Raw genomic sequence first — 25,796 nt, 5'->3', positions numbered from 1 at the left:
GGACATGACCATCCGTTTATCGGATTGGTAAAGATGGCGGGCGCCCCCTGTTCTCGGACGGCTCACAGCCGAGAGGATCCCCGAACTGACCACTCGCAGTGATCCTGATGTAGGGGGAGGGGCCCACTTGAGGGACAACAGACCGAAGAGCCGCCTGCTGGCGCTCGGTTCGGCCGGAGCACTCGTCACCGCCACCCTGATCGCCGGTGCCGTCACGGCGCCCGCGGCCAGCGCCGCCGGCCGGACCGGCCAGGACCGGGAGGCCCAGGGCGCCGCGATCGCCGCCGCCCGCGCCGCCAAGGCCGGCATCGACTGGCAGGACTGCCCGGCCGACTGGGGGCTGGAGAAGCCCATCCAGTGCGGCTGGGTCAGCGTGCCGCTGGACTACGCCCACCCGTACGGCGAGCAGATCAAGCTCGCCGTGGACCGCATCGGCAACACGGGCACCAAGGAGGAGCGCCAGGGCGCCCTCGTCTACAACCCGGGCGGTCCTGGTGGCTCCGGCCTGCGCTTCCCGCGCCGGGTCACCACCAAGAACCCCGTCTGGGCGAACGTCGCCAAGGCCTACGACTTCGTCGGCTTCGACCCGCGCGGCGTCGGCCACTCCGCGCCCATATCCTGCGAGGACCCGCAGGAGTTCGTGAAGGCGCCGAAGATGGACCCGGTGCCGGACACCGAGGCGGACAAGACGGCCCAGCGCAAGCTGGCCCGTGAGTACGCCGACGGCTGCCTGGACCGCACCGGCCGCGCGATGCTCCAGCAGATGACCACGCCGAACACCGCCCGCGACCTGGACGTCATCCGCGCCGCCCTGGGCGAGAAGAAGCTCAACTACCTCGGCGTCTCCTACGGCACCTACCTCGGCGCCGTCTACGGCACCCTCTTCCCGGGCCACCTGCGCCGCATGATCGTGGACAGCGTGGTCAACCCCGCTCGCGAGAACATCTGGTACCAGGCCAACCTGGGCCAGGACATCGCCTTCGAGGGCCGCTGGAAGGACTGGGAGGACTGGGTCGCCGCGAACGACGCCGCATTCCACCTCGGCACCACCCGCGACGCCGTCCAGGCCAAGTGGCTCGAGCTGCGCGCCACCGCCAAGAAGAGCCCCATCGGCGGGGTCGTCGGCCCGGCCGAGCTGATCTCCTTCTTCCAGAGCGCGCCGTACTACGACTCCTCGTGGGTGCCGGTCGCCACGGTGTTCGGCAAGTACTTCGCCGGTGACACCAAGGCACTGGTCGACGCCGCCGCGCCGAACCTGTCGAACACGGCCGGCAACATCACCGCCGAGAACGGCAACGCCGTCTACACGGCCGTCGAGTGCACCGACGCCAAGTGGCCCACCAGCTGGAAGAAGTGGGACCGGGACAACACCCGGCTCAACGCGGACTACCCGTTCATGACCTGGGCCAACGCCTGGATGAACCTGCCCTGCGCCACCTGGCCCGTCAAGCAGCGGACCCCGGTCGACGTCAAGACCCACAAGGGCCTGCCGCAGGTGCTGATCGTGCAGTCCACCCGGGACGCGGCCACCCCGTACGAGGGCGCCGTCGAACTGCACCAGCGGTTCCAGGGCTCCCGTCTGATCACCGAGAAGGACGCGGGCTCGCACGGTGTGACCGGCCTGGTCAACCCCTGCATCAACCAGCGCGTCGACGCCTACCTGCTCGACGGCAAGCTGGACGGTGCGGACGTGACCTGCGGCCCGCACGCCACGCCCAAGCCGTGACCGGGATCGTACGGTGACGAGGGGCGGCCGGGCTCTCCGGCCGCCCCTCGCTCATGTCCTCGCTCAAGCCCCCGCCCATGCGGCGAACTCGGCGTCCTCGGCCGCGTAGTCGAACAGGTCCGGATACGCCCGGGCGAGGAGCGGGAAGCTCTCCCGCCAGTCCCGCCCGGCGAGGGCGTCCGTCAGCCATTCGACCGTATCCGGCAGGCTCTGGGCGTACGAGACCACCGGCCAGTAGCCCAACTCCCGCTCGGCGGCGGACATGTCGAGGACGACCGGCAGCGGAACCGACCACGGCGTGCTCCCCACGGAACCGTCGGGAGGACCGTCGAGCAGCGCCGTCTCCGTCTCCACGCCCATCACCGCGTCGACCGCCGCTCCGATCCCGGCGACCGTCGGCGCCTCGCCGTCACAGGCGTTGAGCACCCGGGTACCGGGCCGGGCCGCCGCCAGCCGGACCAGCTCGGCGACGTTCCGGGCGCTCGACGGATGGAACCGGCTCTCACCCTTGTACGACAGCACCCGCCTGCGCCTGCCGTCCAGGTTCCGCTTGACGAAGTACAGCTCACGGGGCAGCGGACTGTACGGCCCGTGCACCGCGCCCGGCCGCAGCACGGTCACCGGCAACCGGTCGGCGGCCGTGAGGAGTTCGTGTTCCAGCGCGGCCTTGCGGGTGCTGTACGACGCCTCGCCCGGAGCCACCGTCGGCTGGTTCTCGGGGACCGGCACCGGGTAGGCCGGAAAGCCGTCCGGCTCGTGCGACGTGTCGAAGTTCCGGCCCGTTCCGTCGTCGTACACGGACACACTGGAGATGACGACCGCCGAACCGACACGGCCCGCCAGGGACGTCAACTGCCGTGCGTGCACGGCGTCGTACGCGACCATGTCGACCACCAGGTCGCAGCCGTCGCCGATCAGCGCGGCCAGTGCCGTGTCGTCGGAGCGGTCCAGCCGGACCGTCCGTACCCCGTCGTCCCACCCCTGGTCCCGGCGGCCGCCGCGCGAGGCGGCCGTCACCTCCCAGCCGTCCCGCACCAGCGCGTCCACCGTCGGACGGCCGATCTGCCCGCTCGCCCCGATCACCACAGCTCTCTTCATACGGTGAGCCTAGGCACGTGGGCCGCCCGGGCGACGGTCCTTCTGCCGTCGGCAGAGGCGGTTCAGCCGAGCGGCGCCCGCGGGAACCTGCGCTCCCTCGTGCCCTTCTCGGCGGCCTGCCGCTCCTTGACGACGGCCGCGTACTCGTCGACGTACTCCTGCTCCGACAGCGCCAGGATGGAGTACATGATCTCGTCGGTGACGGCCCGCAGGATCGCCTTCTCCTGCTCCATACCGGCGTAGCGGGAGAAGTCGAGCGGCTTGCCGAAGCGGATGGTGACCGGGCGGATGCTCGGGATGACCTTCCCCGGCGGCTGGGCCTCGAACGTGCCGATCATCGCGCACGGCACGACCGGCACCCCGGCCCTCAGCGCCATCACCGCGACGCCGACCTTGCCCTTGTAGAGCCTGCCGTCGTGCGAACGGGTGCCCTCCGGGTAGATCCCCAGCAACTCACCCCTGCGCAGCACCTTCAGGCCCTCGCGGATCGCCGCCTGCCCCGCGTCCTTGCCCGAGCGGTCCACCGGGATCTGCCCGGCGCTGCGGAAGAAGAAGGCGGTGAGCCGGCCCTTCAGCCCCGGGCCGGTGAAGTACTCCGCCTTGGCGAGGAAGGTGATACGGCGCCTGAGCATCGCCGGCATCAGGAAATGGTCGGAGAAGGACAGATGGTTCCCGGCGACGATCGCGGGGCCGGAGTCCGGCACGTTCTCCAGGCCCTCGATCCGGGGACGGAACACCAGTCTCAGCAGGGGACCGAGCAGCACGTACTTGAGCAGGTAGTAGAACACGGCTCACTCCTCACTTCACCGGCTCCCCTCGGGAACCGGCGTCTGTCCCAGGTCAGCCCTGGTTTCCCGGCAGTTGGCTCATGTGCGCCTGTGGTCATCCTTAGCCGGGTTCTGCCGGTCTCATGCTGATCTTTTGCCGAGTTGCCTGACGGTAGGTCAGATTCTTGGTCGATGCGGTGCCGGTCGACAAGCAGCCTCTCGGCGGTCAGACGTGCTCGCAGGGGCGAGCCAGCCGGGGTGCACGTGGCCCCCGCAATCCTTACGTCACCGGCCGCAACGGGGCAATGGGCGGGGCCTGGAGACGTCGGCGAGGACGCAGCGGCAGGCCGCGCCACCGAAGTCCCTGACGCCACTGCCGAGTTCACGCGAGAGCCCTTCGCCTCGTCAGCGGCTGACGCCGGCGCGGGGGTGTCGCTCACCGCGGTCCGAACGTTCCGTGTCGGTCAGGCCGGCCGGTTCGTCGTGGACTGCTCGGCCCAGATGATCTTCCCGCCGGGGGCGAAGCGGGTTCCCCATCGCTCGGTGAACTGGGAGACCAGCAGCAGTCCGCGGCCGCCCTCGTCCGTGGCGCGCGGATGACGCAGATGGGGCGCGGTGGCGCTGCCGTCGGAGACCTCGCAGATCACGGCGGCCCGGTCCCTGATCAGCCGGAGCCGGAAGGGGCCGTCCGCGTGCCGGATGGCGTTGGTGACCAGCTCGCTCACGACCAGTTCCGTGGTGAACGCCAGTTCCTGAAGCCCCCACTCGCTCAGCTGCCGGATGGCCTCCTTGCGGGCGTCGGAGACCACGGCCGGGTCGGCGGGCAGCTCCCAGTCGGCGACCCGGTCGGCGCCGAGCAGCCTGGTGCGGGCCATCAGCAGGGCCACGTCGTCGTACGGCCGGGCCGGGACCAGCGCGTCCACCACGGCCCGGCAGCGCGCGTCGAGCGTGGGGGCCCGCTGTTCCAGGGCGCGGCGCAGCCGGTCGCGGTCCACGGCGACGGCACCGGCGTCGTCCGTGTCGTCCCCATGGACCAGTAGCCCGTCGGTGTGCAGGGCCAGCGTGCTGCCCTCGGCCAGCGTCAGTTCGACCGCCTCGAAGGGCGGACCGCCCGCACCGAGCGGCGGCCCCTGCGGCAGGTCGACGAAGCTGACGACGCCGTCGGGCAGGACGACGGCGGGCGCGGGATGGCCCGCGGCGGCCATCGTGCACCGCCCGTTGACGGGGTCGTAGACCACGTACACGCAGCCCGCCCCCACGGCCTGGACACCGGCGGCCTCCGGGTCCTCGGGACGGACGCCCTCTTCCCGGGCCATCCGCGACACCAGGTCATCGAGGTGCGCGAGGACCTCCTCGGGGGGCAGATCGAGCGCCGCGAGCGTGTGCACCGCGGTGCGCAGCCGCCCCATGGCCGCCGCGGCGTCGATCCCGTGCCCCGGCACCTCGCCCACGATCAGGGCCACGCGCGCACCGGACAGCGGGATGATGTCGTACCAGTCGCCGCCGAGGCCGGTCAGCTCGTCGGCCGGCCGGTAGCAGGCGGCCACCTCCACCGCGTCCTGCTCGGGCAGCCGGCGCGGCAGCAGGTTGCGCTGCAGGACCAGGGCCGCGTCCCGCTCGCGGGTGTAGCGGCGGGCGTTGTCCACGCAGACCGCCGCCCGCGACACCAGGTCCTCGGCGAGACTCAGGTCGTCCTCGTCGAACGGCTCCTGACGGTGGCGCCGGAAGAAGGCGGTGACGCCCATCGTGATGCCTCGGGCGCGGATGGGCACGATCATCACGCTGTGCAGGCCGAGCTCCAGGAACGTCGCCGCCCGGCCGCCGGGGATGTCGGTGGCCCACTCCTTGGCGAGCGGGTCGAGCCGTTCCTCGCGCCAGGACCGGCCCGTGGTCAGACTGCGGATCGGGGGCGAACCGGCGAAGTACGTGGCGACTTCGCCGATCTCCACGACGGCTTCCGGAGCCCCGGGAATCACCGACTGGTGCCCGGCCCGCCGCAGCGGCACCTCGTCCGTGTCCCGCACCGGCCCCGGCTCGGGCTCCGCGCCCCGCAGCACGGACTCCAGCAGGTCCACGCTGACGAAGTCGGCGAAGTCCTGTACGGCCACGTCCGCCAGTTCCTGCGCGGTCCGCACGATGTCCAGGGTGCGGCCGATCTGCTCACCGGCCCGGTCGAGCAGGGCCAGGCGCTGCCGGGCGCGGTGCCGTTCGGTGATGTCGACGACCGTGTAGTACACGCCCATGGGATGGCCCTGGTCGTCGTCGAGGCGGGTGAACGACATCATGTGCGCCGTCTCCCGGTGCGGCGCCGACCGCAGTTGGCCCACATGCTCGTAGCCGACGACGGTTCGGCCGGTCTGCAGCACGCGCCGCATCTGCGCCTCGATGCCGTCGGAGTCGATCCCCGGCTGGATCTCCGCCAGCCGCCGCCCCAGCCGCTCCCGCGGGGAGCCGCCGCCGTACCGCTCCAGGGCCTCGTTCGACCACACGCACCGCAGATCGGTGTCCACGATCGCGATGCCGACCGGGGAGTCGGACACCATCTGCTCCAGCACCCCACGGCTCATGTCCCAGCCGCGCGCCCCGGCCACGTCGGAGACGAGAACCAGCCAGTGCGGGGCGCCACCGGGTTCCACCGCAGGAGTGATCCGCACCATCACCCGCATCGGCTGCCCGCCCTTGCGCCGTGCGGTCAGCAGCCCCGCCCAGCCGCCGTCCCTGCGGCACCGCTCGGCCAGTTCGGGCACTCGCGCGGCGTCCTCGGCGGACAGCAGGCCGGTCACCCTGGTGCCCACCACCTCGGCAGCCGTGTAGGCCAGCAGGCGCTGGGCGCCCCGCGTCCAGCTCGTCACCACGCCCTGCGCGTCGAGCAGCAGGGGCGCGGCGTCGGCCACGTCGAACCGCTGCCGGGTGACGTCCTGCTCCTCTTGAGTGCCCACGGCCGACCTCTCTGTAGCTGAGAGTGGTCTACCCCCTCTTGGCTCAATCGTCACCCTTCGGGCAGCCGGGTGACGGGTGGGGGGCGGCCCGCGGTCACCCCCCGACCCGCGTCAGGAACCCAGTACCTTCTCCAGTGCCGCCAGCGCGGAGCGCAGCTCCTCCGCCGTGATCGTCAGCGGCGGTGCCAGCCGGATGGTGGAACCGTGGGTGTCCTTCACCAGGACCCCCTCCCGCATCAGCCGCTCGCTGATCTCGCGGCCGGTGCCGATCGCCGGGTCGATGTCGACGCCCGCCCACAGACCACGGGAGCGGAAGCCGACCACGCCCCGGCCGGCCAGCTCCGTCAGTCCGTCCCGCAGGATCACGCCCAGTTCGGCGGCCCGGCGCTGGAACTCACCGGTCCGCAGCAGCTCGACCACGGCCGTGCCGACCGCCGCCGCGAGCGGGTTGCCGCCGAACGTGGAGCCGTGCTCGCCCGGGTGCAGCACCCCCAGCACCTCGCGCCGGGCCACCACCGCCGACACCGGCACGATTCCGCCACCCAGCGCCTTGCCGAGCAGCAGCACGTCCGGCACGACGTCCTCGTGCTCGACGGCGAAGGTGCGGCCGGTGCGGCCGAGGCCCGACTGGATCTCGTCGGCGATGAACAGACAGCCCTTGCGGCGGGTCAGCTCGCGCACCCCGGCGAGATAGCCGTGGTCCGGGATGATGACACCCGCCTCGCCCTGGATGGGCTCGAGCAGCACGGCCGCCGTGGTCTCGTCGACGGCCTCCTCCAGCGCGGCGAGGTCGTTGTACGGCACGATCCGGAAGCCGGGCGTGAAGGGGCCGAAGCCCGCCCGCGCCGTCTCGTCCGTGGAGAAGCTGACGATGGTCGTCGTACGGCCGTGGAAGTTCTCCGCCGCCACCACGATCGTCGCCCGGTCGGCGGGGACGCCCTTCACGTCGTACGCCCACTTGCGGGCCACCTTGATGCCGCTCTCCACCGCCTCCGCGCCGGTGTTCATCGGCAGCACCATGTCGAGGCCGGTCAGCTCCGCGAGCCGCTCGGCGAAGGAGGCGAGCCGGTCGTTGTGGAAGGCGCGGGAGGTCAGCGTCAGCTGGTCGAGCTGGCGGTGTGCGGCCTCGATCAGCGCGGGGTGCCGATGGCCGAAGTTCAGGGCCGAGTAGCCGGCGAGCATGTCCAGGTAGCGGTGGCCCTCGACGTCCTCCACCCAGGTGCCCTCGGCGCGGGCGACCACCACCGGCAGCGGGTGGTAGTTGTGCGCCAGGACCGGCTCCTCCGCACGGATCAGGTCGTCGGACGTACGGGTGCGCGCGGGTGCGGTCATCAGCGGATCTCCTGGGTGCAGCACTTGATGCCGCCGCCGGCCTTGTGGAACTCGGACAGGTCGACGGGGACGGGGGCGTAACCATGGCCGGCGAGGCGCTCGGCGAGCGCCTCGGCCTGGGGGGCTATGAAGACGTTCTGTCCGTCGGAGACGGAGTTCAGGCCGAACGCCATCGCGTCGTCGCGGGTGGCGAGCACCGCGTCCGGGTACAGCCGGCGCAGCACCTCACGGCTGCCGGCCGAGAACGCCTCGGGGTAGTAGCAGATGTTGTCGTCGTCGAGGACGAACAGCGCCGTGTCCAGGTGGTAGAAGTACGGGTCCACCAGGGTCAGGCCGATCACCGGGTGGCCGAGGAACTCCTGCGCCTCCCGGTGCGCCTCACGGGTGGTGCGGAACCCGGTGCCGGCGAGCACGTACCGGCCCGTCCACACCAGGTCGCCCTCGCCCTCGGTCACCGACTCGGGGCGGTACACGTCGTAGCCCGCCGTCTTGAACCAGGTGTCGTAGTGCAGCGACTCCGGGCGCCGCTCCGGCGCGTGGAACAGGGAGCCGAAGACCCGGCCGCCGACCACGAACGCCGCGTTGGCGGCGAAGACCATGTCGGGCAGGCCGGGTACCGGCTCGACCGACTCGACGGTGTGCCCGTGGTCGCGGTAGGCGCGGATCAGCGTCTGCCACTGTTCCCGGGCGAGGTCCACGTCGACCGGCCTGTCGGGGTGCATCCAGGGATTGATCGCGTACTGCACGGCGAAGTGTCTGGGTTCGCAGACGAGGAAGCGCCGAGGACGCTGTACACGGCTTTCGGACACAGAGGGTTTCCTCCGCTTTGCTGTGTGTCACTTGGGGTGCACACCACGGTAGAAAGGGAGGCAGACGGCCGACAAGAAAAGAAAGCTGCGTAGATGCGCAGCATCGCTGCGTCTTTCAGGACGTACGCGCATGACTCCTGCGCATGCCTCGACTCATTCGGGTGCCGCGTGGGTCGCGCCGGCCTCCGGGCTTTCCGGGAGGAGGTGGGAGAGCACCATCACACTGATCGTCTTCCGGATGAACGGCTCGACCCGGATCCGCTCGAGCACCTCCTCGAAGTGCTCCACGTCCCGCGCCCGCACGTGCAGCAGCGCGTCGGCACCGCCGGTGACCGTCATGGCCGCCGTGATCTCCGGATGGTTGCGCACCACCTCCGCCAGCCGCCGGGGCGGGGCCGCGCCCTCGCAGTACACCTCGACGTACGCCTCGGTGCGCCAGCCGAGCGCGGAGGGCCTCACCGTCGCCGTGAACCCGGTGATCACCCCGGTCTCCCGGAGCCGGTCCACCCGCCGCTTGACCGCGGTCGCGGACAGTCCGATGCCCGCGCCGATCTCGGCGAAGCTGGTCCGGGCGTTCGCCATCAGCGCGGTGATGATCTTGCGGTCGAGGTCGTCGAACGAGGTAGTCCTGCTGTTCATGCGGGCACTGTAGTCAGCCGCGCCGGGCGGCCGGCCTCACGACTGGGTGACGATCATGGCGAGCGTCAGCAGTCCCAGCACCACCCATCCGAACCACAGCCAGCCGTTGCTGCCGAGCGCGACCGTGTAGGCGGTCACGACGACGAGGCCGCCGACCGTGAGAGCCCCCATCGCCTTGGTGGAACCGTTCGTGGAACCGGGCATCGTGACACCCTCCTCTTGGTCCGTCCATGACCATGGTGCCCCTGTTCTCGCCCGGACGGGACGGCTCCGCCCCAGCTCTCGCGTGCGGCTCAGCTCTCGCGTGCGTTGAGCGAGGCCAGATAGGCGTTGTACGCCTCCAGCTCCTTGTCGCCGTCCCGGTCCGCGGCCCGGTCCTTGCGCCTGGCCTGCCGCTGCTCGGAGCCGTACCACTGGAACAGCAGCGCGATCAGCACCAGCACGGACGGGATCTCGCTGAACGCCCAGGCGATCCCGCCGGCCGCGTTCTGGTCGGACAGCGCGTCGATGCCCAGGGAGGCCGGCGGGTGCTTGAAGGTGTCCACCATCGGCTCCGTGGCCATCATCAGCGCGATACCGAAGAACGCGTGGAACGGCATGCCCGCGAACAGCTCCAGCATCCGCATCACGTATCCCGGGCGGTACGGACCCGGGTCGACGCCCATGATCGGCCAGAAGAACACCATGCCCACGGCGAAGAAGTGCACCATCATCGCGATGTGCCCGCTCTTCGACCCCATCAGGAAGTCGAACAGCGGGGTGAAGTACAGGACGTACAGGCTCGCGATGAACATCGGGATCGTGAACGCCGGGTGCGTGACGATCCGCGTGTAGCGGCTGTGCAGCAGCGCCAGCAGCAGCTCGCGCGGGCCCTTGCGGCCCCGGCCGGCGGTCGGCAGCGCCCGCAGCGCCAGCGTGACCGGGGCGCCGAGCAGGATCAGGATCGGCGACAGCATGCTGATCACCATGTGCTGCACCATGTGCACGCTGAACATCACCATGCCGTAGTCGTTCAGCTTGGTGCACATCACCAGGGCGACGGTCAGCACACCGACGACGTACGACACCGTACGGCCCGCGGACCAGGCGTCCCCGCGCCGCCGCAGCCGTACGACACCCCAGCCGTACAGGGCGAGCCCGGACAGGCAGGCCACGAGGAAGAACGGATCCGCCGACCACTGGAGCCCCCGCCCCAGCGTGAACGGCGGCAGATCCATCATCATGCCGTGTCCGCTGTGATCCATCCGGCGGCTCCTGATTCGTGGGGGTTGTGCGAGTTGTCCGCCCCAAGAGTAGAACCGCCCCCGGTCACTGCCGTGACCGGGGGCGGGTTGTTCCGGGGTGAACTACAGGACGCACTCCGCCTCGTCGTACCGCTCCACGGGGACGGTCTTCAGGGTCTCGACCGCCTCCGCCAGCGACACCATCACGATGTCGGTCCCGCGCAGCGCCGTCATCCGCCCGAACTCACCCCGGTGCACGGCCTCCACCGCGTGCCAGCCGAAGCGGGTCGCCAGCACCCGGTCGTACGCCGTCGGCGTGCCACCCCGCTGCACATGACCCAGGATCACCGGCCGCGCCTCCTTGCCGAGCCGGTGCTCCAGCTCGACCGACAGCTGCCGGGCGATCCCGGCGAAGCGCTCGTGGCCGTAGATGTCCTTGCCGCCCTCGTCGAAGTCCATCGTGCCGGGCTTCGGCTTGGCGCCCTCGGCCGCGACCACGATGGCGAAGCGCTTGCCCGCCTCGAACCGCTCGCCGACCTTCTGCGTCAACTCGTCGATGTCGAAGGGCCGTTCCGGGACGACGATGGCGTGGGCGCCGGCCGCCATGCCGGAGTGCAGCGCGATCCAGCCGGTGTGCCGGCCCATGACCTCCACGATCAGCACACGCTGGTGGGACTCGGCGGTGGTCTTCAGCCGGTCCAGGGCCTCCGTCGCCACCGTGACGGCCGTGTCGAAGCCGAAGGTGACGTCCGTGACAGCGATGTCGTTGTCGATGGTCTTGGGCACGCCCACGATCGGCAGCCCGTTGTCCGACAGCAGCCGGGCCGCCTTCAGCGTGCCCTCACCGCCGATCGGGATGATCGCGTCCAGGCCGAGTTCCGCGACATGGCCCTTGGCCCGCTCCACGCCGTCCCGCAGATGCTCCGGGCGGACCCGGGAGGAGCCGAGGATGGTGCCGCCGCGCGCCAGGATGCCGCCCACGGCGTCGAGGTCGAGCTTGAGATAGTCGCACTCCAGGAGGCCCTTCCAGCCGTCCCGGAAGCCGATGACCTCGTCGCCGTGGTCGGCGACGGCACGGTGCACGACGGACCGGATGACGGCGTTCAGGCCGGGGCAGTCGCCGCCGGACGTGAGGACACCAATGCGCATAGCCCGAAATACCTTCTCAACGTGGGCCGGGAAACCGGACCACGGTGTCCGGCGGATTCCCGGCCACCCTACCGGCGTGAGGGGGTGGCTCCGTAGCGGGCGTCCGCCTGCTGGACGCGCCCGCACATGTGAGCGGACGGGCCGTCAGGCGGGCCCACTACGAGGCTGGCGCACCACGCTGGAATATCGCTGAAGCCGCACCGGGGCGGGCTGCTGAGCAGCAGTGTTCACGCGGGTTGTTGCGCGGCAGTGCTCACGCGGGCTGCCGCGCAACAGTGTTCACGCAGGCTGCTGCGCAGCCGTGATGCGCTCGTTGCGGAGTGCCTCGTACCAGCGGTCGTCGATCGGCGGCAGCGCGTTGACGTCCAGCGCCAGCTTCAGCAGCAGGTCGGCGATCTGCGGGTTGCGGGCGAGGACCGGGCCGTGCATGTACGTGCCGAAGACGGTCCCGTTGTACGCGCCCTCCGTGCCGTCCCCGGTGCCGTTGCCCTTGCCGATCTTCACCCGCGCGAAGGGGCGGGCGGTGGGGCCGAGGTGGGTGACGCCCTGGTGGTTCTCGAAGCCGGTCAGCTGCGGCAGGCCCAGCTGAGGGTCGATGTCGCCGAGCACGTCACCGACGCACCGCTCGCCCTCGCCGCGCACCGACACCACGTCGAGCAGGCCGAGGCCCGGCTCGCGCTGGCCGAGGTCGTTGATGAACTCGTGGCCGAGGATCTGGTACCCGGCGCACACGGAGAAGACGATCGCGCCGTTCTGCACCGCGCGCTGCAGATGCCCGTCCCGGCGCAGCCGCTCGGCCGCGAGCCGCTGGGGACGGTCCTCGCCGCCGCCGATCAGGTAGATGTCGCCGGAGGTCGGGATCGGCTGGTCGCTGCGCACGTCCAGCCGGGCCACGTCCAGGCCGCGCTGCCGCGCCCGCCGCTCCACGACGAGGGCGTTGCCCTGGTCGCCGTAGGTGCTGAGCAGGTCCGGGTAGATCCACACCAGCCGCAGTTGGTTGTCGCTCATGAGGTGATCGCCCTTCGAGGATCAGAAGATCAGTTGCCGACGCGGCGGCGCAGGTCCTGGAACGCGGTGTAGTTCGCGATGACCTCGATCCGGCCCGGCGGGCACATCTGCACGGCCTGGTCGAGGTCGTCGCAGACCTGGAAGTGCTGGTTCGCGACCTCCAGACGGACGGCGAGGTCCAGCTTCCGGTCGCCGATCACGAAGATCGGGTGGCCGGTCAGCCGGGTGTAGTCGACGTCCCACAGCCAGGAGGTGTCGGTGCCGTCGGCGCCGCGGGCGTTCACGGACAGGATCACCGGGGCGGGCGGCGCATCGATCAGGGAGAACGTCTCCAGCCAGCCGGCCGGGTTCTTGGCCAGCAGCAGCCGCAGATCGCGGTTCTGGAACTGCACGACGTCATAACGCCCCGCGACGGCCTGCACCTGGTACATCCGCTCCAGGGCGACCTGCGGCGGCACCCCGAAGACGGCGGCGACGGCCGCGGAGGAGGCGGCGTTCGCCTTGTTGGCGCGGCCCGGAAGCTGCAGATGGATGGGCCAGGCGGACCCGTGCGGATCCAGCACGTGATCCCCGGACAGTGCCCAGGTCGGCGTGGGCCGGCGGAAGCCGCACTCCCCGCAGAACCAGTCCTCGCCGGGGCGCTGCATCACGCCACCGCAGGACGGGCAGGACCAGGCGTCGTCCTTCCACATCTGCCCGGCCGCGACCCAGATCACATTCGGGGACGAGGAGGCGGCCCACACCACCAGCGGGTCGTCGCAGTTGGCGACGACGACGGCCTTGGATCCGGCCAGACCCTCGCGCCAGTTCTCGGCGAGCATCCGGGTCTCGGCGGCACGGTCGAGCTGGTCGCGGGAGAGGTTGAGCAGGGCGATGCACTTCGGGTCGGTGTCCCGGGCCACACCGGCCAGGTACTTCTCGTCGACCTCGATGACACCGAACTTGGCGTCCGAGCCGCCCGCGAGCGCGGAGGTGATACCGGCCGGCATGTTGGCGCCCAGCGCGTTGGACACGACCGGGCCCGCGGCGCGCAGCGCCTCGGCGATCAGTCGGGTGGTCGTCGTCTTTCCGTTGGTGGCGGACACCAGGATGACGTCCAGGTTCTGCGCGAGCCGTCCGAGCAGGTCGGGGTCGAGTTTCAGCGCGACCCGGCCACCGATCACCGACCCGCTGCCGCGTCCCGCGGCGCGCGATGCCGCAGCGACCGCCTTGCCCGCGGTCACGGCCAGCTTGGCCCGCGGCGTGAGCGGGTCCGAGTTGCCTGCCATCAGTTCTCGATCCTCCTTGCGTACGCGCCGCGCCTGGGGCCATCCGGCAGCGTGGTGTGACCTCAGCCTATCGAGATCCGTTCGCACACCCGAATCCCGGCCCACGTCTTGAGCGGCGGGCATGGGCTGAACGAACCGTACCCTTGCCGCCATGCGACACGGTTCCATTCCGGGCGCCCACGGGCGCGTCCGGCCTCTCACCCTGCTCGGCGACGCGGCTTTGCGCGAACAATGCCGGGAAGTCACCGAATTCGGCCCCGAACTGGCGGCCCTCGTGCAGGACCTGTTCGCCACGATGTACGCGGCACAGGGGGTCGGTCTGGCGGCGAATCAGGTGGGGGTGCCGCTGCGGGTGTTCGTGTACGACTGCCCGGACGACGATGATATCCGGCATCTCGGACATGTGGTGAACCCGCGGCTGGTCGAGGCCGACGGGGTGGTGATCCGTGGGCCCGAGGGCTGCCTGTCCCTGCCGGGCCTGGAGGCGGGGACGGAGCGGTACGACCATGCGGTGGTCGAGGGTTTCACGGCGACGGGGGAGCCGGTCACCGTGCATGGCACCGGGTTCTTCGCGCGGTGCCTGCAGCACGAGTACGACCACTTGGAGGGCCGGGTGTACGCGGATCACCTGACGGGGTGGCGCAGGCGCAGACTGGCGAGGCGGGTCGAGCGAGCCGCATGGCACCGGTGAGGGGTAAACCCGGGGCTTGGGGCCGTGTCGCCCCTCAGAACCCCGGACCTCCCATCCTGTCCCCTGCAGCCGCAAGGCGACCCCACAACAGGTCGGCGAGGGACCGCACCAACTCGGCCCGGGAACAGGGCCGTTCCCCCAGCCACCAGTCCCCGGCGGCATGCATCATCCCGACGATCCCGTGCCCCCACACCCGGGCCAGCTGCTGACTCTCCGGACCGAGATCCACCCGCTCCTCGATGACCTGGGCCAGCTCCTCGCCCATCCGCCGAAGCAGCGGAGCCGAATGCTTGCCGACGTCGAAGCCCTGGTCCCCGCTCCCGCCCCCCTCCGCGGGGTGCATCAGGAACCGGTACACCTGAGGCCGTGCCTCGATCGCGGCGAGATACGTGTCCAGCGTCGACTCCACCCGCTCCCGCCGGTCCGCGGGAGCGTCCAGCGCCGCCCGCAGTGAATCGAGCAGCGCGTCCGTGTGCCGCTTGGCCAGAGCCGCGTACAGGCCGCCCTTGTCGCCGAAGTGGCGGTAGAGGATCGGCTTGGTGATCCCGGCTTCCGCGGCGATCGCGTTCATCGACGCCTGTGGGCCGTCGCGCAGCACCACCCGGTCGGCGGCCTCCAGCAGCTCGCGCCGTCGGCGGTCGGCGGACCGCTGCTGATCGGTCCGCTGTGTGGTGTCCATGTGCTCTCCCCACCCGTGCTGATTCGGTGACGCCTGCGCAAACTAACACTGACTGTGCCCCTGACATCGAACGGGATGCCGAGACGTCATCAGCGGTTGACTTTTCCTACCCGTCGGTAACAGACTCGGGTTACCGCTAGTAACATCGCACCGCCGCCGCTGGAGGGGACATGGCCGAGTTCACCATGGAGCTGAACGACGAACAGAAGGAAGTCCGGGACTGGCTCCATGGCTTCGCCGCCGACGTGATCCGCCCCGCGGCCGCCGAGTGGGACGAGCGCGAGGAGACTCCCTGGCCGGTCATCCAGGAGGCCGCGAAGGTCGGCATCTACTCCCTCGACTTCTACGCGCAGCAGTACTTCGACCCCACCGGCCTCGGCATCCCGATGGCCATGGAGGAGCTGTTCTGGGGCGACGCGGGCATCGCCCTGTCCATTGTGGGCACCGGCCTGGCCGCCGTGGGCGTTCTCGCCAACGGAACCGAGGAACAGATCGGCACCTGGATCCCGCAGATGTACGGCGACGTCGACGACGTCAAGGTGGCCGCGTTCTGCTCCTCCGAGCCCGACGCCGGCTCCGACGTCGCCTCCATGCGCACGCGTGCCGTCTACGACGAGGCCAAGGACGAGTGGGTGATCAACGGCACGAAGACCTGGGCGACCAACGGCGGCATCGCCAATGTGCACGTCGTCGTCGCCAGCGTCGACCCGGAGCTGGGCTCCAAGGGCCACGCGTCCTTCATCGTCCCGCCGGGCACGCCGGGCCTGGCCCAGGGCCAGAAGTTCAAGAAGCACGGCATCCGCGCCTCGCACACCGCCGAGGTCGTCCTCGACAACGTCCGCGTCCCCGGCTCCTGCCTGCTCGGCGGCAAGGAGAAGCTGGACGAGCGGCTGGCCCGGGCGCGGGAGAAGGCCGCGAAGGGCGGCGAGCGCGTCAAGAACGCGGCGATGGCCACGTTCGAGGCGTCCCGCCCGGCGGTCGGCGCCATGGCGGTCGGCACCGCCCGGGCCGCGTACGAGGTCGCCCTCGACTACGCCACGACCCGCGAGCAGTTCGGCCGGCCGATCATCGACAACCAGGGCGTGGCCTTCCAGCTGGCGGACATGCGGACACAGATCGACGCCGCCCGGCTGCTGGTCTGGCGTGCGTCCTGGATGGCGGTCAACGGCAGGCCGTTCACCGCGGCCGAGGGCTCCATGTCCAAGCTGTTCGCCAGCGAGACGGCGAAGAAGGTCACCGCCCAGGCCATCCAGATCCTCGGCGGCAACGGCTACACCAGGGAGTACCCGGTGGAGCGCATGCACCGGGACAGCGCGATCTACACGATCTTCGAGGGCACGAGCGAGATCCAGCGCCTGGTCATCGCCCGCACCCTCTCGGGCATGCCCATCCGCTAACGATGCCTGAGCGGCGTCAGCTGCTCGATGTCGTACTTGGCCCGCAGGGCCTCGATCGCCTGCTGGTCCGGCGGACCCCCGTTCCCCAGGATCTCCAGCAGCTCCTCGAAGTAGCGCTCGTGATCCGGTGGGGGAGAGGCCTGGAAGAACATCTTCGCCGGGGTGTCCGTCGGATTGGCGAACGCGTGCGGGCACCCCGGTGGTACGACGACGACCGTGCCCGGAGTCGCCCGTACCACCCGGCTGCCCGAACTCGACTCCCACCTCCGCCAGTTGTCGGGAGTGCGGATGCGCGGCTCGAAGGCGAGGACGTCCAGTTCGCCCTCCAGGACGTAGAACAACTCCTCGCTGCGCGTGTGCACATGGGCGCCCACGTCGAAGCCCGGCGGGACCTCCACCTCGAAGGTGGAGGCCATCCGCGAGTGCATGCCGGTGACCTTGAACGTCACCCGCTGGGCCGGTGTCTCGACGACACGGCCGTGGCCCGGCGGTACGTACAGTCCCTCGGTCTCCGTCATCGCCCACTCACCAGGTCACCGGAAGGGCCTCGGGACCCCGGATCAGCGCGCCCTTCTTGAAGGGCACCTTCTCCGGCGCCACGGCCAGCCGCAGGCCCGGAATCCGGTCCAGCAGGGCGTCCACCATGAGTTCCTCCTCCAGCCGGGCCAGCATGTTGCCGGGGCAGAAGTGCGGGCCGAAGCCGAACGAGACATGCGGGTTCGGGCTGCGGGAGAAGTCGATGGTCTCCGGGTCCGGGAAGACCTCCGGGTCACGGTTGGCGGCCAGGTAGGAGTTGTACACCGCGTCGCCCGCGCGGATCCGCACACCCCGGATCTCCACGTCCTCCATGGCGATCCGGGACAGGCCGACCGCGTTGCGGTGCGGGATCCAGCGCAGGAGCTCGTCGATCGCCTTGGGGCGGATCTCCGGCTCCGCGCGCAGCCGCTCCACCAGGTCGGGGCGGGTCAGCAGCAGATAGAACATCTGCCCGCTGTTGTTGGTGACCGCCTCGCCGCCGATCTGCAGCAGCCCGGCGAGCCCGACGGCTTCCTCGAGCGTCACCTCGCCCCGGCCCACCGCGGCGCCGAGCAGCGAGGTGACGTCCTCGGCCGTGCTGTTCTCGCGCAGCCCGATCAGGTCCGAGAAGTAGGCGGCCATCTCCCGTTTGGCCTTCTCGCTGACCTCCTTGCCGTTGGAGGAGGACAGGATGAGCTGGGTCCAGGTGTGCATGGTGTGCCGGTCGGCGGCCGGGACGCCCATCATTTCGCAGATCACCGCGATCGGGAACGGGCTGAGGATCGTCGCCGTGAGATCGGCGGGCGGGCCGTCCTGGAGGAGTTCGTCGACCAGTTCGTCCAGCATGGCGCGCGCCTTCTCCCGCACCCGCTCCACGCCCTTGGCGGTGAACGCGGCCGCCACCGAGCGGCGCAGCCGGGTGTGGTCGGGCGGGTCGAGGAAGCCGACCGCGCCCGGGTCCGGGATGAAGTGCGGGGCCAGCCGGGTGACCGGCTTCTTCATGACCTCCTCACGGCTGAAGCGTGGGTCGTTGGTCACCATGCGCACGTCGTCCATCCGGGTCACCAGCCAGGCCCAGCCCTCGCCGTTGGGCAGCTGGATGCGGGTGACCGGTCCTTCGCGCATGAGCTCTCTCAGCACCGGGTCGAAGTCCGTCCCGGTGAGGTCGAGCGCCGGCCAGTGCCGGATCGGGGGCAGGGTCTCGGTGAGCGTCTCTTCGGTCATGCCGTACTCGAACCGTCTCTCGGTCGTCAGCTGCGCCAGCGGCCCAGCGCCATTTCCGCGGTGATGCCGGGTCCGAACCCGGCGAGGAGCCCGCGCGCCCGGTTCTGCGCGCCGCCCTCGTCGAACATCCGGCGCAGCGCGTCCAGCACGACGCCGGAGGCGATGTTGCCGTACTCGGTGAGGGTGGCCCGGCTGAACCGGAAGGCGTGCGGGTCGACCTGGAGGAACTTGCTGAGGTCGTCGAGGATGCGCGGCCCGCCGGCGTGGACGATGTAGAAGTCCAGGTCGGACGCGTCCCAGCCGTGCATGCCCGCGAGGTCCTGCAGTGCCGGGGCCAGCGGCTCCATGGTGGCCGGCACCCGCTTGTCGAGCAGGAAGTGGAACCCCGTCGCCCGGACGTCGTACATGATCCACTCCTCGGTCTTCGGGATCAGGTACGAGCCGTTGCGTTCCAGCTCGACGCCGGTGCCGCCCTTGCCGCGGACCACGGCGGCGGCTATGCCGTCACCGAACAGGCCGTTGGAGAGCAGCGAGCCCACGCCCAGGTCGGTGGGCTGATAGCACAGCGAGCAGAACTCGCAGGCCACGATCAGCGCGTTGGCGTCGGGGTAGGCCGTGCAGAAGTCGTGCGCGCGGTTGATCGCCGCGCCGCCGGCCGCGCAGCCCAGCTGGGCGATGGGGAGCTGTCGGGTGGTCGGGTCGAAGTCCATCTCGTTGATCAGCCACGCCGTGAGCGAGGGCATCATGAAGCCCGTGCACGAGACGTAGACGATCACGTCGATGTCGTCGGTGAGGAGTTCCGCGTCGTCGAGCGCCCGCTGGATCACCGCGGGGACCCGGGCCTTGGCCTCGGCCTCGTAGAGCTTGTTGCGCTCCTCGAAGCCGGGATGCTTCAGGGTCTCCTCGATGGGCTGCACGATGTGCCGTGTCCTGACGCCCGTGTTCTCTATCAGCCGCAGTGCGAGCGGCAGTTGGGGGTGGTCCGCGTGGCGGGAGCGCGCCAGCTCCAGCGTCTCCTCCATCGTGATCACGTGTTCGGGAACCGACACCGAGGGTCTGCACAAAGTCGCCATGAACCGTGCCTGCTTTCGCCTTCCGGAAGGCTTGCGCCCGCCGGTCAGAGGGTCGTTCACCTCAAGGGGTGGTTCACCCACGATCACTCGACCCGGCGACGATCTCGCGCCGAACTACTCCAGACCGGGGACACCGGCATCGGGGCCGGGTAGGAATCCGCGTGTCCACGGGAGGGAGAACACCATGACGGAAGCGGCCAGGAATCTGCTGCAGACGACCACCACGGCACTCGCCCCCGACCCGGGCGCCAACCCCTTCGTCCCCCTCGTGGAACGCGGCGAGGCGCCTCCTGGGGCCCTAGCCCGCCTGGCCCTGGAACAGCAGTGGGTGATCCCCGCCGACCGCCGCTCCTTCGAGCACCTGGCCGCAAGCGCCGACACCGCCTCTGCGGCCTTCTTCACCACGCTCGCGACCGGCGAGGAGCTGGCGGCAGCCCATCTGGAGGGCTTCGCCCGGGCCTGCGGGGTGACCGAGGAGCGCGCCCGCGCCTACGTCCCCCTGGCGGGTTGCCAGGCCTACCCCGCCTACGTCTCCTGGCTGGCCCTCAACGCCTCCCCGGCCGACGTCGTCGTCGCCCTCACCGCGAACTTCTCCGCCTGGGGCGACTACTGCGCCCGCATCGCGCAGGGCCTGCGCACGCACTACGGCTTCGGGGACGCCGCCTGCGCCTTCTTCGACTTCTTCGCCCAACCGGCCCCGGACCTGGACGAACAGGCGACGGCGGCGGTGCAGGCGGCCCTGGACACGGGCACCTTGACCGCGGACCGCGCACACACCTACGGAAGCCTGCTCCAGACGTACGAGGGGATGTTCTGGCTGACGGTGGGACAGGCGACCTGACCTAGGGGGCCCCGCTGCTGTGCGCGATACAGGCCACATCGATGCGATCCGCGAGCTTGGCCAGCTCGATGGTCAGAGCAGCGACCGTATCCTCGTCCAGCCCCTGTTCCCCGGCCTCGACAAGCCGCAGCCACCGCCCGCCCACGGTCCGCAGCAACTTACTCACGTCGGCCGCGGCCACCTGCAAGGTACCGCAGTCGTCGACGATCAGAGGCAGGGTCACTTCGCGGTTCACAAAAGGGGATGGTAGCCGCGCGGCGCTCACGCACCCTGCCAAACCGTGGTGATGTTGCAGAACTCCCGGATTCCGTGCCCGGACAGCTCACGGCCGTACCCGGACCGCTTGACCCCGCCGAACGGGAACGCCGGATGGGAGGCGGTCATGCCGTTGACGTACACGGAGCCGGCCTCCAGGTCGCGGGCGAACCGCTCGATCTCGCTCTCTTCCCGCGTCCACACGTTCGAACTGAGGCCGAACGGCGAGTCGTTGGCGATCAGGATCGCCTCGTCCAGGTCTCCGGCCCGGTACAGCGTGGCCACCGGCCCGAACGCCTCCTCCCGGTGGATGCGCATCTCGCGGGTGATACCGGCGAGCACGGTGGGCGGGTAGAACCAGCCCGGACCGTCGGGGCGCTCGCCGCCGCACAGCACCTCGGCCCCGGTGCGCCTGGCGTCGTCGACGAGTTCCTCCAGATCGGCCCGGCCGCGCTCGCTGGCGAGCGGGCCGATGTCGGTGTCCTCCTCCAGGGGGTCGCCGGTCCTGAGCGCCTTCATGCCGGCGACGAACTTCTCGGCGAAGGCGTCGTGGACGTCGGTGTGCACGATGAACCGCTTGGCGGCGATGCACGACTGCCCGGTGTTCTGCGTCCGCGCGGTGACGGCGATCCGGGCCGCCCGGTCCAGGTCGGCGGAGGGCATCACGATGTACGGGTCGCTGCCGCCCAGCTCCAGCACCGTCTTCTTGATCATCTCGCCGGCGGTGGAGGCGACCGCCCGGCCCGCCGGCTCGCTGCCGGTCAGGGTGGCCGCCTTGACCCGTTCGTCGCGCAGGATGTCGTCCACCGCCCCCGAGCCGATCAGCAGCGTCTGGAAACAGCCCTCCGTGAAGCCCGCCCGGTGGAACAGGTCCTCCAGGTACAGGGCCGTCTGGGGGACGTTGGAGGCGTGCTTGAGCAGGCCCACGTTGCCCGCCATCAGCGCGGGCGCGGCGAACCGGATCACCTGCCACAGCGGGAAGTTCCACGGCATCACCGCGAGCACGGGCCCCAGCGGCCGGTACCGCACCCGCACCCGGGACGCGCCGGAATCCCGTACGTCCGCCTCGGCGGGCTCCTCGTCGGCCAGCAGACCCTCGGCGCGTTCGGCGTACCAGCGCATCGCCTTGGCGCACTTCGCGACCTCCGCGCGGGCCTGCTTGATCGGCTTGCCCATCTCCGTGGTCATCATCCTGGCGGCTTCCTGCTGATCCTCGTCCAGCAGGCCGGCGGCCTTGTTCAGCAAGCGGGCGCGGTCGGCGAACGTGGTCGTCCGGTAGGTGCGGAACGTGGCCTCGGCGAGCTGGAGCCGGCGTTCCAGCTCTTCCTCGCCCATGGGCTCGTACGTCTTGAGCGTCTCGCCGTTCGCCGGGTTCACCGTCGCGATGGGCATGGCTGACCTCCCTGGGAGCGGGCTTATTCAGACCTTCGCGCGCGGTACGGCCCTCCGCAACGCGTGCTACCCCCTTCAGCCCGAGTGCTCCGCCAGCCGGTCGAGAAACGCGGTCTGCGCCGCGATGATCAGCGCACGCGCCCGGTCCAGGCCGAGCCACTCCACGCGGTCCAGCTCCGGGAACTCGCGCACCCGGCCGGACCGCGGCGGCCACTCCATGGAGAAGGTGCCGGGGCTGAAGCCGCTCAGGTCCGGGTCCGCCTCGACGGCCCACGCCGTGACGACCTTGCCGTTCTTCTGCGCCACCTCGCCCAGCGGTACGGCCTTCCCGTCGGGCGGCGCCAGCCCCAGTTCCTCCTGGAACTCGCGCCGGGCGGCCTCCCAGGCGGGCTCGTCGGGGTCGTACTCGCCCTTGGGGACGGTCCACGCCCCGGCGTCCTTCTTCGCCCAGAGCGGACCCCCCATATGGCCCAGCAACACCTCCAGCCCCTCGTCGCTGTGCCGGAACAACAGCAGTCCCGCGCTGCGCTTCGTCGCACGGACCGTCATGGCCTGACCTCCGGGTGGGCCGCGAGCAGGGCCTCCACGGTATCGGCCTCCTCGGGCCGTTTGTCCTCGCGGTAGCGGACCACGCGGGCGAAGCGCAGGGTGACGCCGGCCGGGTAGCGGGTGGAGCGCTGCAGACCGTCGTAGGCGATCTCCACGACGAGCTCGGGGCGGACCCGGACCACCCAGCCGTCGTCCTCCACGGCCAGTTCCCGGAGCCGCTCGGTCTGCCAGGCGAGCATCGCGTCGGTCATGCCCTTGAAGGTCTTGCCGAGCATGGCGAAGCCGCCGTCCGGGGTGCGGGCACCGAGGTGGAGGTTGGAGAGCCTGCCCGTACGGCGGCCGTGGCCCCACTCGGCGGCCAGCACGACGAGGTCGAGGGTGTGGACGGGCTTGACCTTCAGCCACGCGGCGCCGCGCCGGCCCGCGCTGTACGGCGCGTCCAGCGCCTTGACCACCACGCCCTCGTGACCACGGGCCAGGGTCTCGGCGAGGAACCGTTCCGCCTCCGCGATGTCCCCGGGCCCGGAGGCGACCGTCCGGCGCACCCGCATCGGCTCGGGCACCAGCTGGGCCAGCCGAGCGTGCCGCTCGGCGAAGGGCAGGTCCAGCAGATCGGTGCCGTCGACCGACAGGACGTCGAAGAAGACGGGGGAGACCGGGGTCTCCTCGGCGGCCTTCGCCACGTCCGTGCGGGAGCCGACCCGGCCCGACGTCTCCTGGAAGGACCGGGGCCGGCCGGCCGCGTCGAAGGAGATCACCTCGCCGTCCAGGATGAACCGCTCGCCCCGCAACTCCCGTGCGGCGGCGGTCACTTCGGGCAGCCGGCCGGTGATGTCGTCCAGGGTGCGGGTGTGCACCCGGACCAGGTCGCCGTCCCGGTGGACCTGCACCCGGATGCCGTCCAGCTTCTCCTCCACCGCGCAGGCGCCCAGCTTCTCCACCGCCTCCGCGACCGAGGACGCGCTGTGCGCCAGCATCGGCAGCACCGGGCGGCCGACGGTGAGCCGGAACCTCTCCAGAGCCCCGGGCCCCTCGGCGAGCAGGGCCTGGGCGACCGTCTGCAGCGACCCGGCGAGCATCACCGCCCGGCGTACGGCGGCCGGGCCGGCGCCCGTCGCCTGGGCGAGGCCCTCCACCGCGACCGCGTCCAGCGCGCCCTGCCGTACCTCGCCGGTGAGCAGACCGAGCAGGAAACGCTGTTCCTCCTCGGTGGCCGCGCCCATCAGCTCGCCCACCAGCCGGACCCGCTCCGCCTGCGAGCCCGGCCCCGACACCTTGCCGAGCTCGCCGAGCAGGGCGTCGACCTCCAGGACCGTGAGCGTGGGCTCGCCGGCCGGGGGGACCGGGCGGCTCAGCACCTTCCAGCCGACGCCCAGCCGGCCCTGCGGCAGCCGCCCTGCCAGGTACGGGATGACGATCGGCACGTCGTCCGCCTCCGCCTCCCGGAACAGCTCCGCGAGCAGCGCCGTCTTGCGGGACCGGGCCGCCGTCGCGGCGACCTCCCGGGACACCTGGGCCAGCCGGGTCAGCAGCATGCAGTCATCGTGCACCGGGGGAGCGGCGGCTACACCCGGACGGCGGCGTCGAGATCGGCGAACAGCAGCTCCCCGTTGATCGCCGCCCCGGCCCGGTACCCCCGGCTCGCCGCGTTGATCACCTGTTCGGCGAAGCCGCTCGCGTTGCCCGCCGCCCAGAGGCCGGGCACGGTCGTCAGGCCCCGCTCGTCGATCACCGGGTAGGCGCCGAACGGCGTCTCGCGCAGCTCGGCGCCCAGCCGCACCAGCAGGTCGTTGTTCGGTACGGCGCGCGGGGCGGCGTACAGGACCTGTCGGTCGTGGACCGTGCCGTCTTCGAGCCGGACCCCGGCGAGCCGGTCCTCGGCGACGAGGAGTCCCGCGACCCTCCCGGGTACGACCGTGACCCCGGCGGCGGCCAGCCGGCGCAGGTCGTCGTCCGTCAGCTCCGACTCGCTCACCTCGTGCAGGAACAACCGCACGTCCTTCGACCACTGGGTGACCATGAGCGCCTGGTGCACGCTCAGCGGCGACGTCGCGAGCACCCCGGTCGGCAGGTCGCGGGCCTCCCAGCCGTGGCAGTACGGGCAGTGGATCACATCCCGGCCGAACCGCTCGGCCAGCCCGGGGACGTCCGGCAGCTCGTCCTTCAGGCCCGTGGCGATCACCAGCTGCCGGGCCCGGACGGTCCCTCCGCTCGCGAGTACGACCGTGAAGTCCTCGTCCCTGGCCGCGTCCACGACCCGGTCCCGGACCAGCTCCACCCCGTACCGGGCGATCTCCTCGCGCCCGACGGCCAGGAACTCGGCCGGTGCCATGCCGTCGCGGGAGAGGTAGCCCTGCATGTGCGCGGACGGCGCGTTGCGCGGCTCGCCCGCGTCGACGACCAGCGTGCGGCGCCGGGCGCGGCCGAGGACCAGCGCGGCGGACAGCCCGGCGGCTCCGCCGCCGACGACGACTACTTCGTACCTGTTGTTCTCGGTCCTGTTCCCGGTCCTGTTCTGGGTCCTCTTCTGGGTCATGGGGCGACCGTCGCCCGACGCCTGCGGGATTGACAAACGTATTTGCCGTTCCTGCAATAGGGGGCATGAGCACAGACGACGTTCTGGCCGAAGTGGGACCCCGGCTGCGCCGCATCCGCAAGGACCGGGAGGTGACCCTGGCGGCGCTGTCCGAGGCCACCGGCATCTCCGTCAGCACCCTCTCCCGGCTGGAGTCCGGCCTGCGCAAGCCCAGCCTCGAACTGCTGCTGCCGATCGCCCAGGCCCATCAGGTGCCGCTGGACGAGCTGGTCGGGGCGCCGCCGGTGGGGGACCCCCGGGTCCGGTCCGAGCCGATCGTGCGGGGCGGGCGCACCCACTGGCCGCTGACCCGCCAGCCCGGCGGCCTGCAGGCCTACAAGGTGCTGGAACCGAAGCGCAGGCAGGAGCCGGACCCGCGCACCCACGAGGGCTACGAGTGGCTGTATGTGCTGTCCGGGCGACTGCGGCTGGTCCTCGGCGAGCACGACGTGGTGCTGTCGGCGGGGGAGGCCGCCGAGTTCGACACCCGCGTGCCGCACTGGTTCGGGTCGACGGGGGAGGGGCCGGTGGAGTTCCTCAGCCTGTTCGGGCCGCAGGGGGAGCGGATGCACGTACGGGCGCGGCCGGCGTCCCGGAAGTGACCGACACGACGCGCACCTGGGTGGGGCCGACTGTTCCCTGATCG

The 25,796-nt window shown here is 71.0% G+C and carries 25 protein-coding genes; 5 read left to right on the top strand and 20 right to left on the bottom strand.

Annotation, left to right across the window (positions count from 1 at the left end):
- The first annotated feature begins 127 nt into the window (after positions 1–127).
- Positions 128–1,726 carry an alpha/beta hydrolase gene (locus ACWDEN_RS16855; protein ID WP_351607828.1) on the top strand — a complete coding sequence of 533 codons (1,599 nt, stop codon included), beginning with the start codon at positions 128–130 and terminating at the stop codon, positions 1,724–1,726.
- 63 nt (positions 1,727–1,789) lie between these two features.
- On the opposite strand, the gene ACWDEN_RS16850 is transcribed toward ACWDEN_RS16855, so the two are convergent.
- The 11 genes from ACWDEN_RS16850 to ACWDEN_RS16800 all read right to left on the bottom strand — a co-directional run bounded on the left by ACWDEN_RS16850 (position 1,790) and on the right by ACWDEN_RS16800 (position 13,958).
- Complete coding sequence (locus tag ACWDEN_RS16850; RefSeq protein WP_450859517.1) at positions 1,790–2,824, bottom strand: NAD-dependent epimerase/dehydratase family protein; 1,035 nt, start codon at positions 2,822–2,824, stop codon at positions 1,790–1,792.
- Positions 2,825–2,886: 62 nt separating this feature from the next.
- Positions 2,887–3,612, bottom strand: coding sequence for a lysophospholipid acyltransferase family protein (locus tag ACWDEN_RS16845; protein ID WP_351607825.1), 726 nt, complete (start codon positions 3,610–3,612; stop codon positions 2,887–2,889).
- Positions 3,613–4,055: 443 nt separating this feature from the next.
- Positions 4,056–6,530, bottom strand: a complete 2,475-nt coding sequence (locus tag ACWDEN_RS16840; protein WP_450859516.1) for a SpoIIE family protein phosphatase — start codon at positions 6,528–6,530, stop codon at positions 4,056–4,058.
- A gap of 111 nt (positions 6,531–6,641) precedes the next feature.
- A complete protein-coding gene (rocD, locus tag ACWDEN_RS16835) occupies positions 6,642–7,862 on the bottom strand; it encodes an ornithine--oxo-acid transaminase (RefSeq protein WP_351607819.1) in 1,221 nt (406 codons plus the stop codon).
- Positions 7,862–8,671 (bottom strand): dimethylargininase, encoded by an 810-nt coding sequence (gene ddaH, locus ACWDEN_RS16830; protein WP_351607816.1) that lies wholly within the window; start codon positions 8,669–8,671, stop codon positions 7,862–7,864. The genes rocD and ddaH overlap by 1 nt, the downstream gene beginning before the upstream one ends.
- A 153-nt stretch (positions 8,672–8,824) precedes the next feature.
- On the bottom strand, positions 8,825–9,310 hold the full coding sequence (locus ACWDEN_RS16825) for an Lrp/AsnC family transcriptional regulator (RefSeq protein WP_351607813.1): 486 nt from the start codon (positions 9,308–9,310) through the stop codon (positions 8,825–8,827).
- A 36-nt stretch (positions 9,311–9,346) separates the two neighbouring features.
- Complete coding sequence (locus ACWDEN_RS16820; RefSeq protein WP_351607810.1) at positions 9,347–9,514, bottom strand: hypothetical protein; 168 nt, start codon at positions 9,512–9,514, stop codon at positions 9,347–9,349.
- Between the two features lie 89 nt (positions 9,515–9,603).
- Positions 9,604–10,554, bottom strand: a complete 951-nt coding sequence (locus ACWDEN_RS16815; RefSeq protein ID WP_450859515.1) for a cytochrome c oxidase assembly protein — start codon at positions 10,552–10,554, stop codon at positions 9,604–9,606.
- Between the two features lie 102 nt (positions 10,555–10,656).
- Positions 10,657–11,682 (bottom strand): 6-phosphofructokinase, encoded by a 1,026-nt coding sequence (locus tag ACWDEN_RS16810; RefSeq protein WP_351607805.1) that lies wholly within the window; start codon positions 11,680–11,682, stop codon positions 10,657–10,659.
- A 279-nt stretch (positions 11,683–11,961) separates the two neighbouring features.
- On the bottom strand, positions 11,962–12,690 hold the full coding sequence (locus tag ACWDEN_RS16805) for a type 1 glutamine amidotransferase (RefSeq protein WP_351607802.1): 729 nt from the start codon (positions 12,688–12,690) through the stop codon (positions 11,962–11,964).
- 29 nt (positions 12,691–12,719) lie between these two features.
- The gene (locus ACWDEN_RS16800) at positions 12,720–13,958 is read right to left on the bottom strand and encodes a MurT ligase domain-containing protein (protein WP_450859514.1); all 1,239 of its coding nucleotides are present in this window, start codon (positions 13,956–13,958) and stop codon (positions 12,720–12,722) included.
- Positions 13,959–14,109: 151 nt separating this feature from the next.
- On the opposite strand from ACWDEN_RS16800, the gene def reads away from it, so the two are divergent.
- Positions 14,110–14,649, top strand: coding sequence for a peptide deformylase (def, locus tag ACWDEN_RS16795; protein ID WP_450859513.1), 540 nt, complete (start codon positions 14,110–14,112; stop codon positions 14,647–14,649).
- Between the two features lie 34 nt (positions 14,650–14,683).
- On the opposite strand, the gene ACWDEN_RS16790 is transcribed toward def, so the two are convergent.
- The gene (locus tag ACWDEN_RS16790; protein ID WP_351607794.1) at positions 14,684–15,328 is read right to left on the bottom strand and encodes a TetR family transcriptional regulator; all 645 of its coding nucleotides are present in this window, start codon (positions 15,326–15,328) and stop codon (positions 14,684–14,686) included.
- A gap of 170 nt (positions 15,329–15,498) precedes the next feature.
- Between ACWDEN_RS16790 and ACWDEN_RS16785 the strand changes: the two genes are divergently transcribed.
- A complete protein-coding gene (locus ACWDEN_RS16785) occupies positions 15,499–16,725 on the top strand; it encodes an acyl-CoA dehydrogenase family protein (protein WP_351607791.1) in 1,227 nt (408 codons plus the stop codon).
- On the opposite strand, the gene ACWDEN_RS16780 is transcribed toward ACWDEN_RS16785, so the two are convergent.
- The 3 genes from ACWDEN_RS16780 to ACWDEN_RS16770 are packed head-to-tail and all read right to left on the bottom strand — an operon-like array spanning position 16,722 to position 19,538.
- Positions 16,722–17,243: a cupin domain-containing protein gene (locus ACWDEN_RS16780; protein WP_351607788.1), complete on the bottom strand. Its 522-nt coding sequence runs from the start codon at positions 17,241–17,243 to the stop codon at positions 16,722–16,724. The genes ACWDEN_RS16785 and ACWDEN_RS16780 overlap by 4 nt on opposite strands.
- A gap of 7 nt (positions 17,244–17,250) precedes the next feature.
- A complete protein-coding gene (locus ACWDEN_RS16775; RefSeq protein WP_351607785.1) occupies positions 17,251–18,465 on the bottom strand; it encodes a cytochrome P450 in 1,215 nt (404 codons plus the stop codon).
- Between the two features lie 26 nt (positions 18,466–18,491).
- Positions 18,492–19,538, bottom strand: coding sequence for a type III polyketide synthase (locus ACWDEN_RS16770; RefSeq protein WP_450859512.1), 1,047 nt, complete (start codon positions 19,536–19,538; stop codon positions 18,492–18,494).
- Positions 19,539–19,722: 184 nt separating this feature from the next.
- Here ACWDEN_RS16770 and ACWDEN_RS16765 point away from each other — a divergent pair, with 184 nt between their 5' ends.
- Positions 19,723–20,379: a thiaminase II/PqqC family protein gene (locus ACWDEN_RS16765; RefSeq protein ID WP_351607783.1), complete on the top strand. Its 657-nt coding sequence runs from the start codon at positions 19,723–19,725 to the stop codon at positions 20,377–20,379.
- A gap of 1 nt (position 20,380) precedes the next feature.
- On the opposite strand, the gene ACWDEN_RS16760 is transcribed toward ACWDEN_RS16765, so the two are convergent.
- From ACWDEN_RS16760 to ACWDEN_RS16740, 5 genes are all read right to left on the bottom strand, one after another.
- A complete protein-coding gene (locus ACWDEN_RS16760; RefSeq protein WP_351607780.1) occupies positions 20,381–20,614 on the bottom strand; it encodes a DUF6213 family protein in 234 nt (77 codons plus the stop codon).
- Positions 20,615–20,640: 26 nt separating this feature from the next.
- The gene (locus tag ACWDEN_RS16755) at positions 20,641–22,026 is read right to left on the bottom strand and encodes an NADP-dependent succinic semialdehyde dehydrogenase (protein ID WP_351607777.1); all 1,386 of its coding nucleotides are present in this window, start codon (positions 22,024–22,026) and stop codon (positions 20,641–20,643) included.
- Positions 22,027–22,101: 75 nt separating this feature from the next.
- Positions 22,102–22,575 (bottom strand): NUDIX domain-containing protein, encoded by a 474-nt coding sequence (locus tag ACWDEN_RS16750; protein WP_351607774.1) that lies wholly within the window; start codon positions 22,573–22,575, stop codon positions 22,102–22,104.
- The gene (locus ACWDEN_RS16745) at positions 22,572–24,110 is read right to left on the bottom strand and encodes an ATP-dependent DNA ligase (RefSeq protein ID WP_351607772.1); all 1,539 of its coding nucleotides are present in this window, start codon (positions 24,108–24,110) and stop codon (positions 22,572–22,574) included. Before ACWDEN_RS16745 ends, ACWDEN_RS16750 begins: the two co-directional genes overlap by 4 nt.
- A 29-nt stretch (positions 24,111–24,139) precedes the next feature.
- Positions 24,140–25,111 carry an NAD(P)/FAD-dependent oxidoreductase gene (locus ACWDEN_RS16740; protein WP_351607769.1) on the bottom strand — a complete coding sequence of 324 codons (972 nt, stop codon included), beginning with the start codon at positions 25,109–25,111 and terminating at the stop codon, positions 24,140–24,142.
- A gap of 65 nt (positions 25,112–25,176) precedes the next feature.
- On the opposite strand from ACWDEN_RS16740, the gene ACWDEN_RS16735 reads away from it, so the two are divergent.
- Positions 25,177–25,752 carry a helix-turn-helix domain-containing protein gene (locus ACWDEN_RS16735; RefSeq protein WP_351607767.1) on the top strand — a complete coding sequence of 192 codons (576 nt, stop codon included), beginning with the start codon at positions 25,177–25,179 and terminating at the stop codon, positions 25,750–25,752.
- The last annotated feature ends 44 nt before the right edge of the window (positions 25,753–25,796 follow it).

Source organism: Streptomyces sp. NPDC001153 (assembly GCF_053598315.1).
Note: the sequence above shows the minus strand (reverse complement) of the source record. Positions and strands in the feature narration are given on the sequence as shown.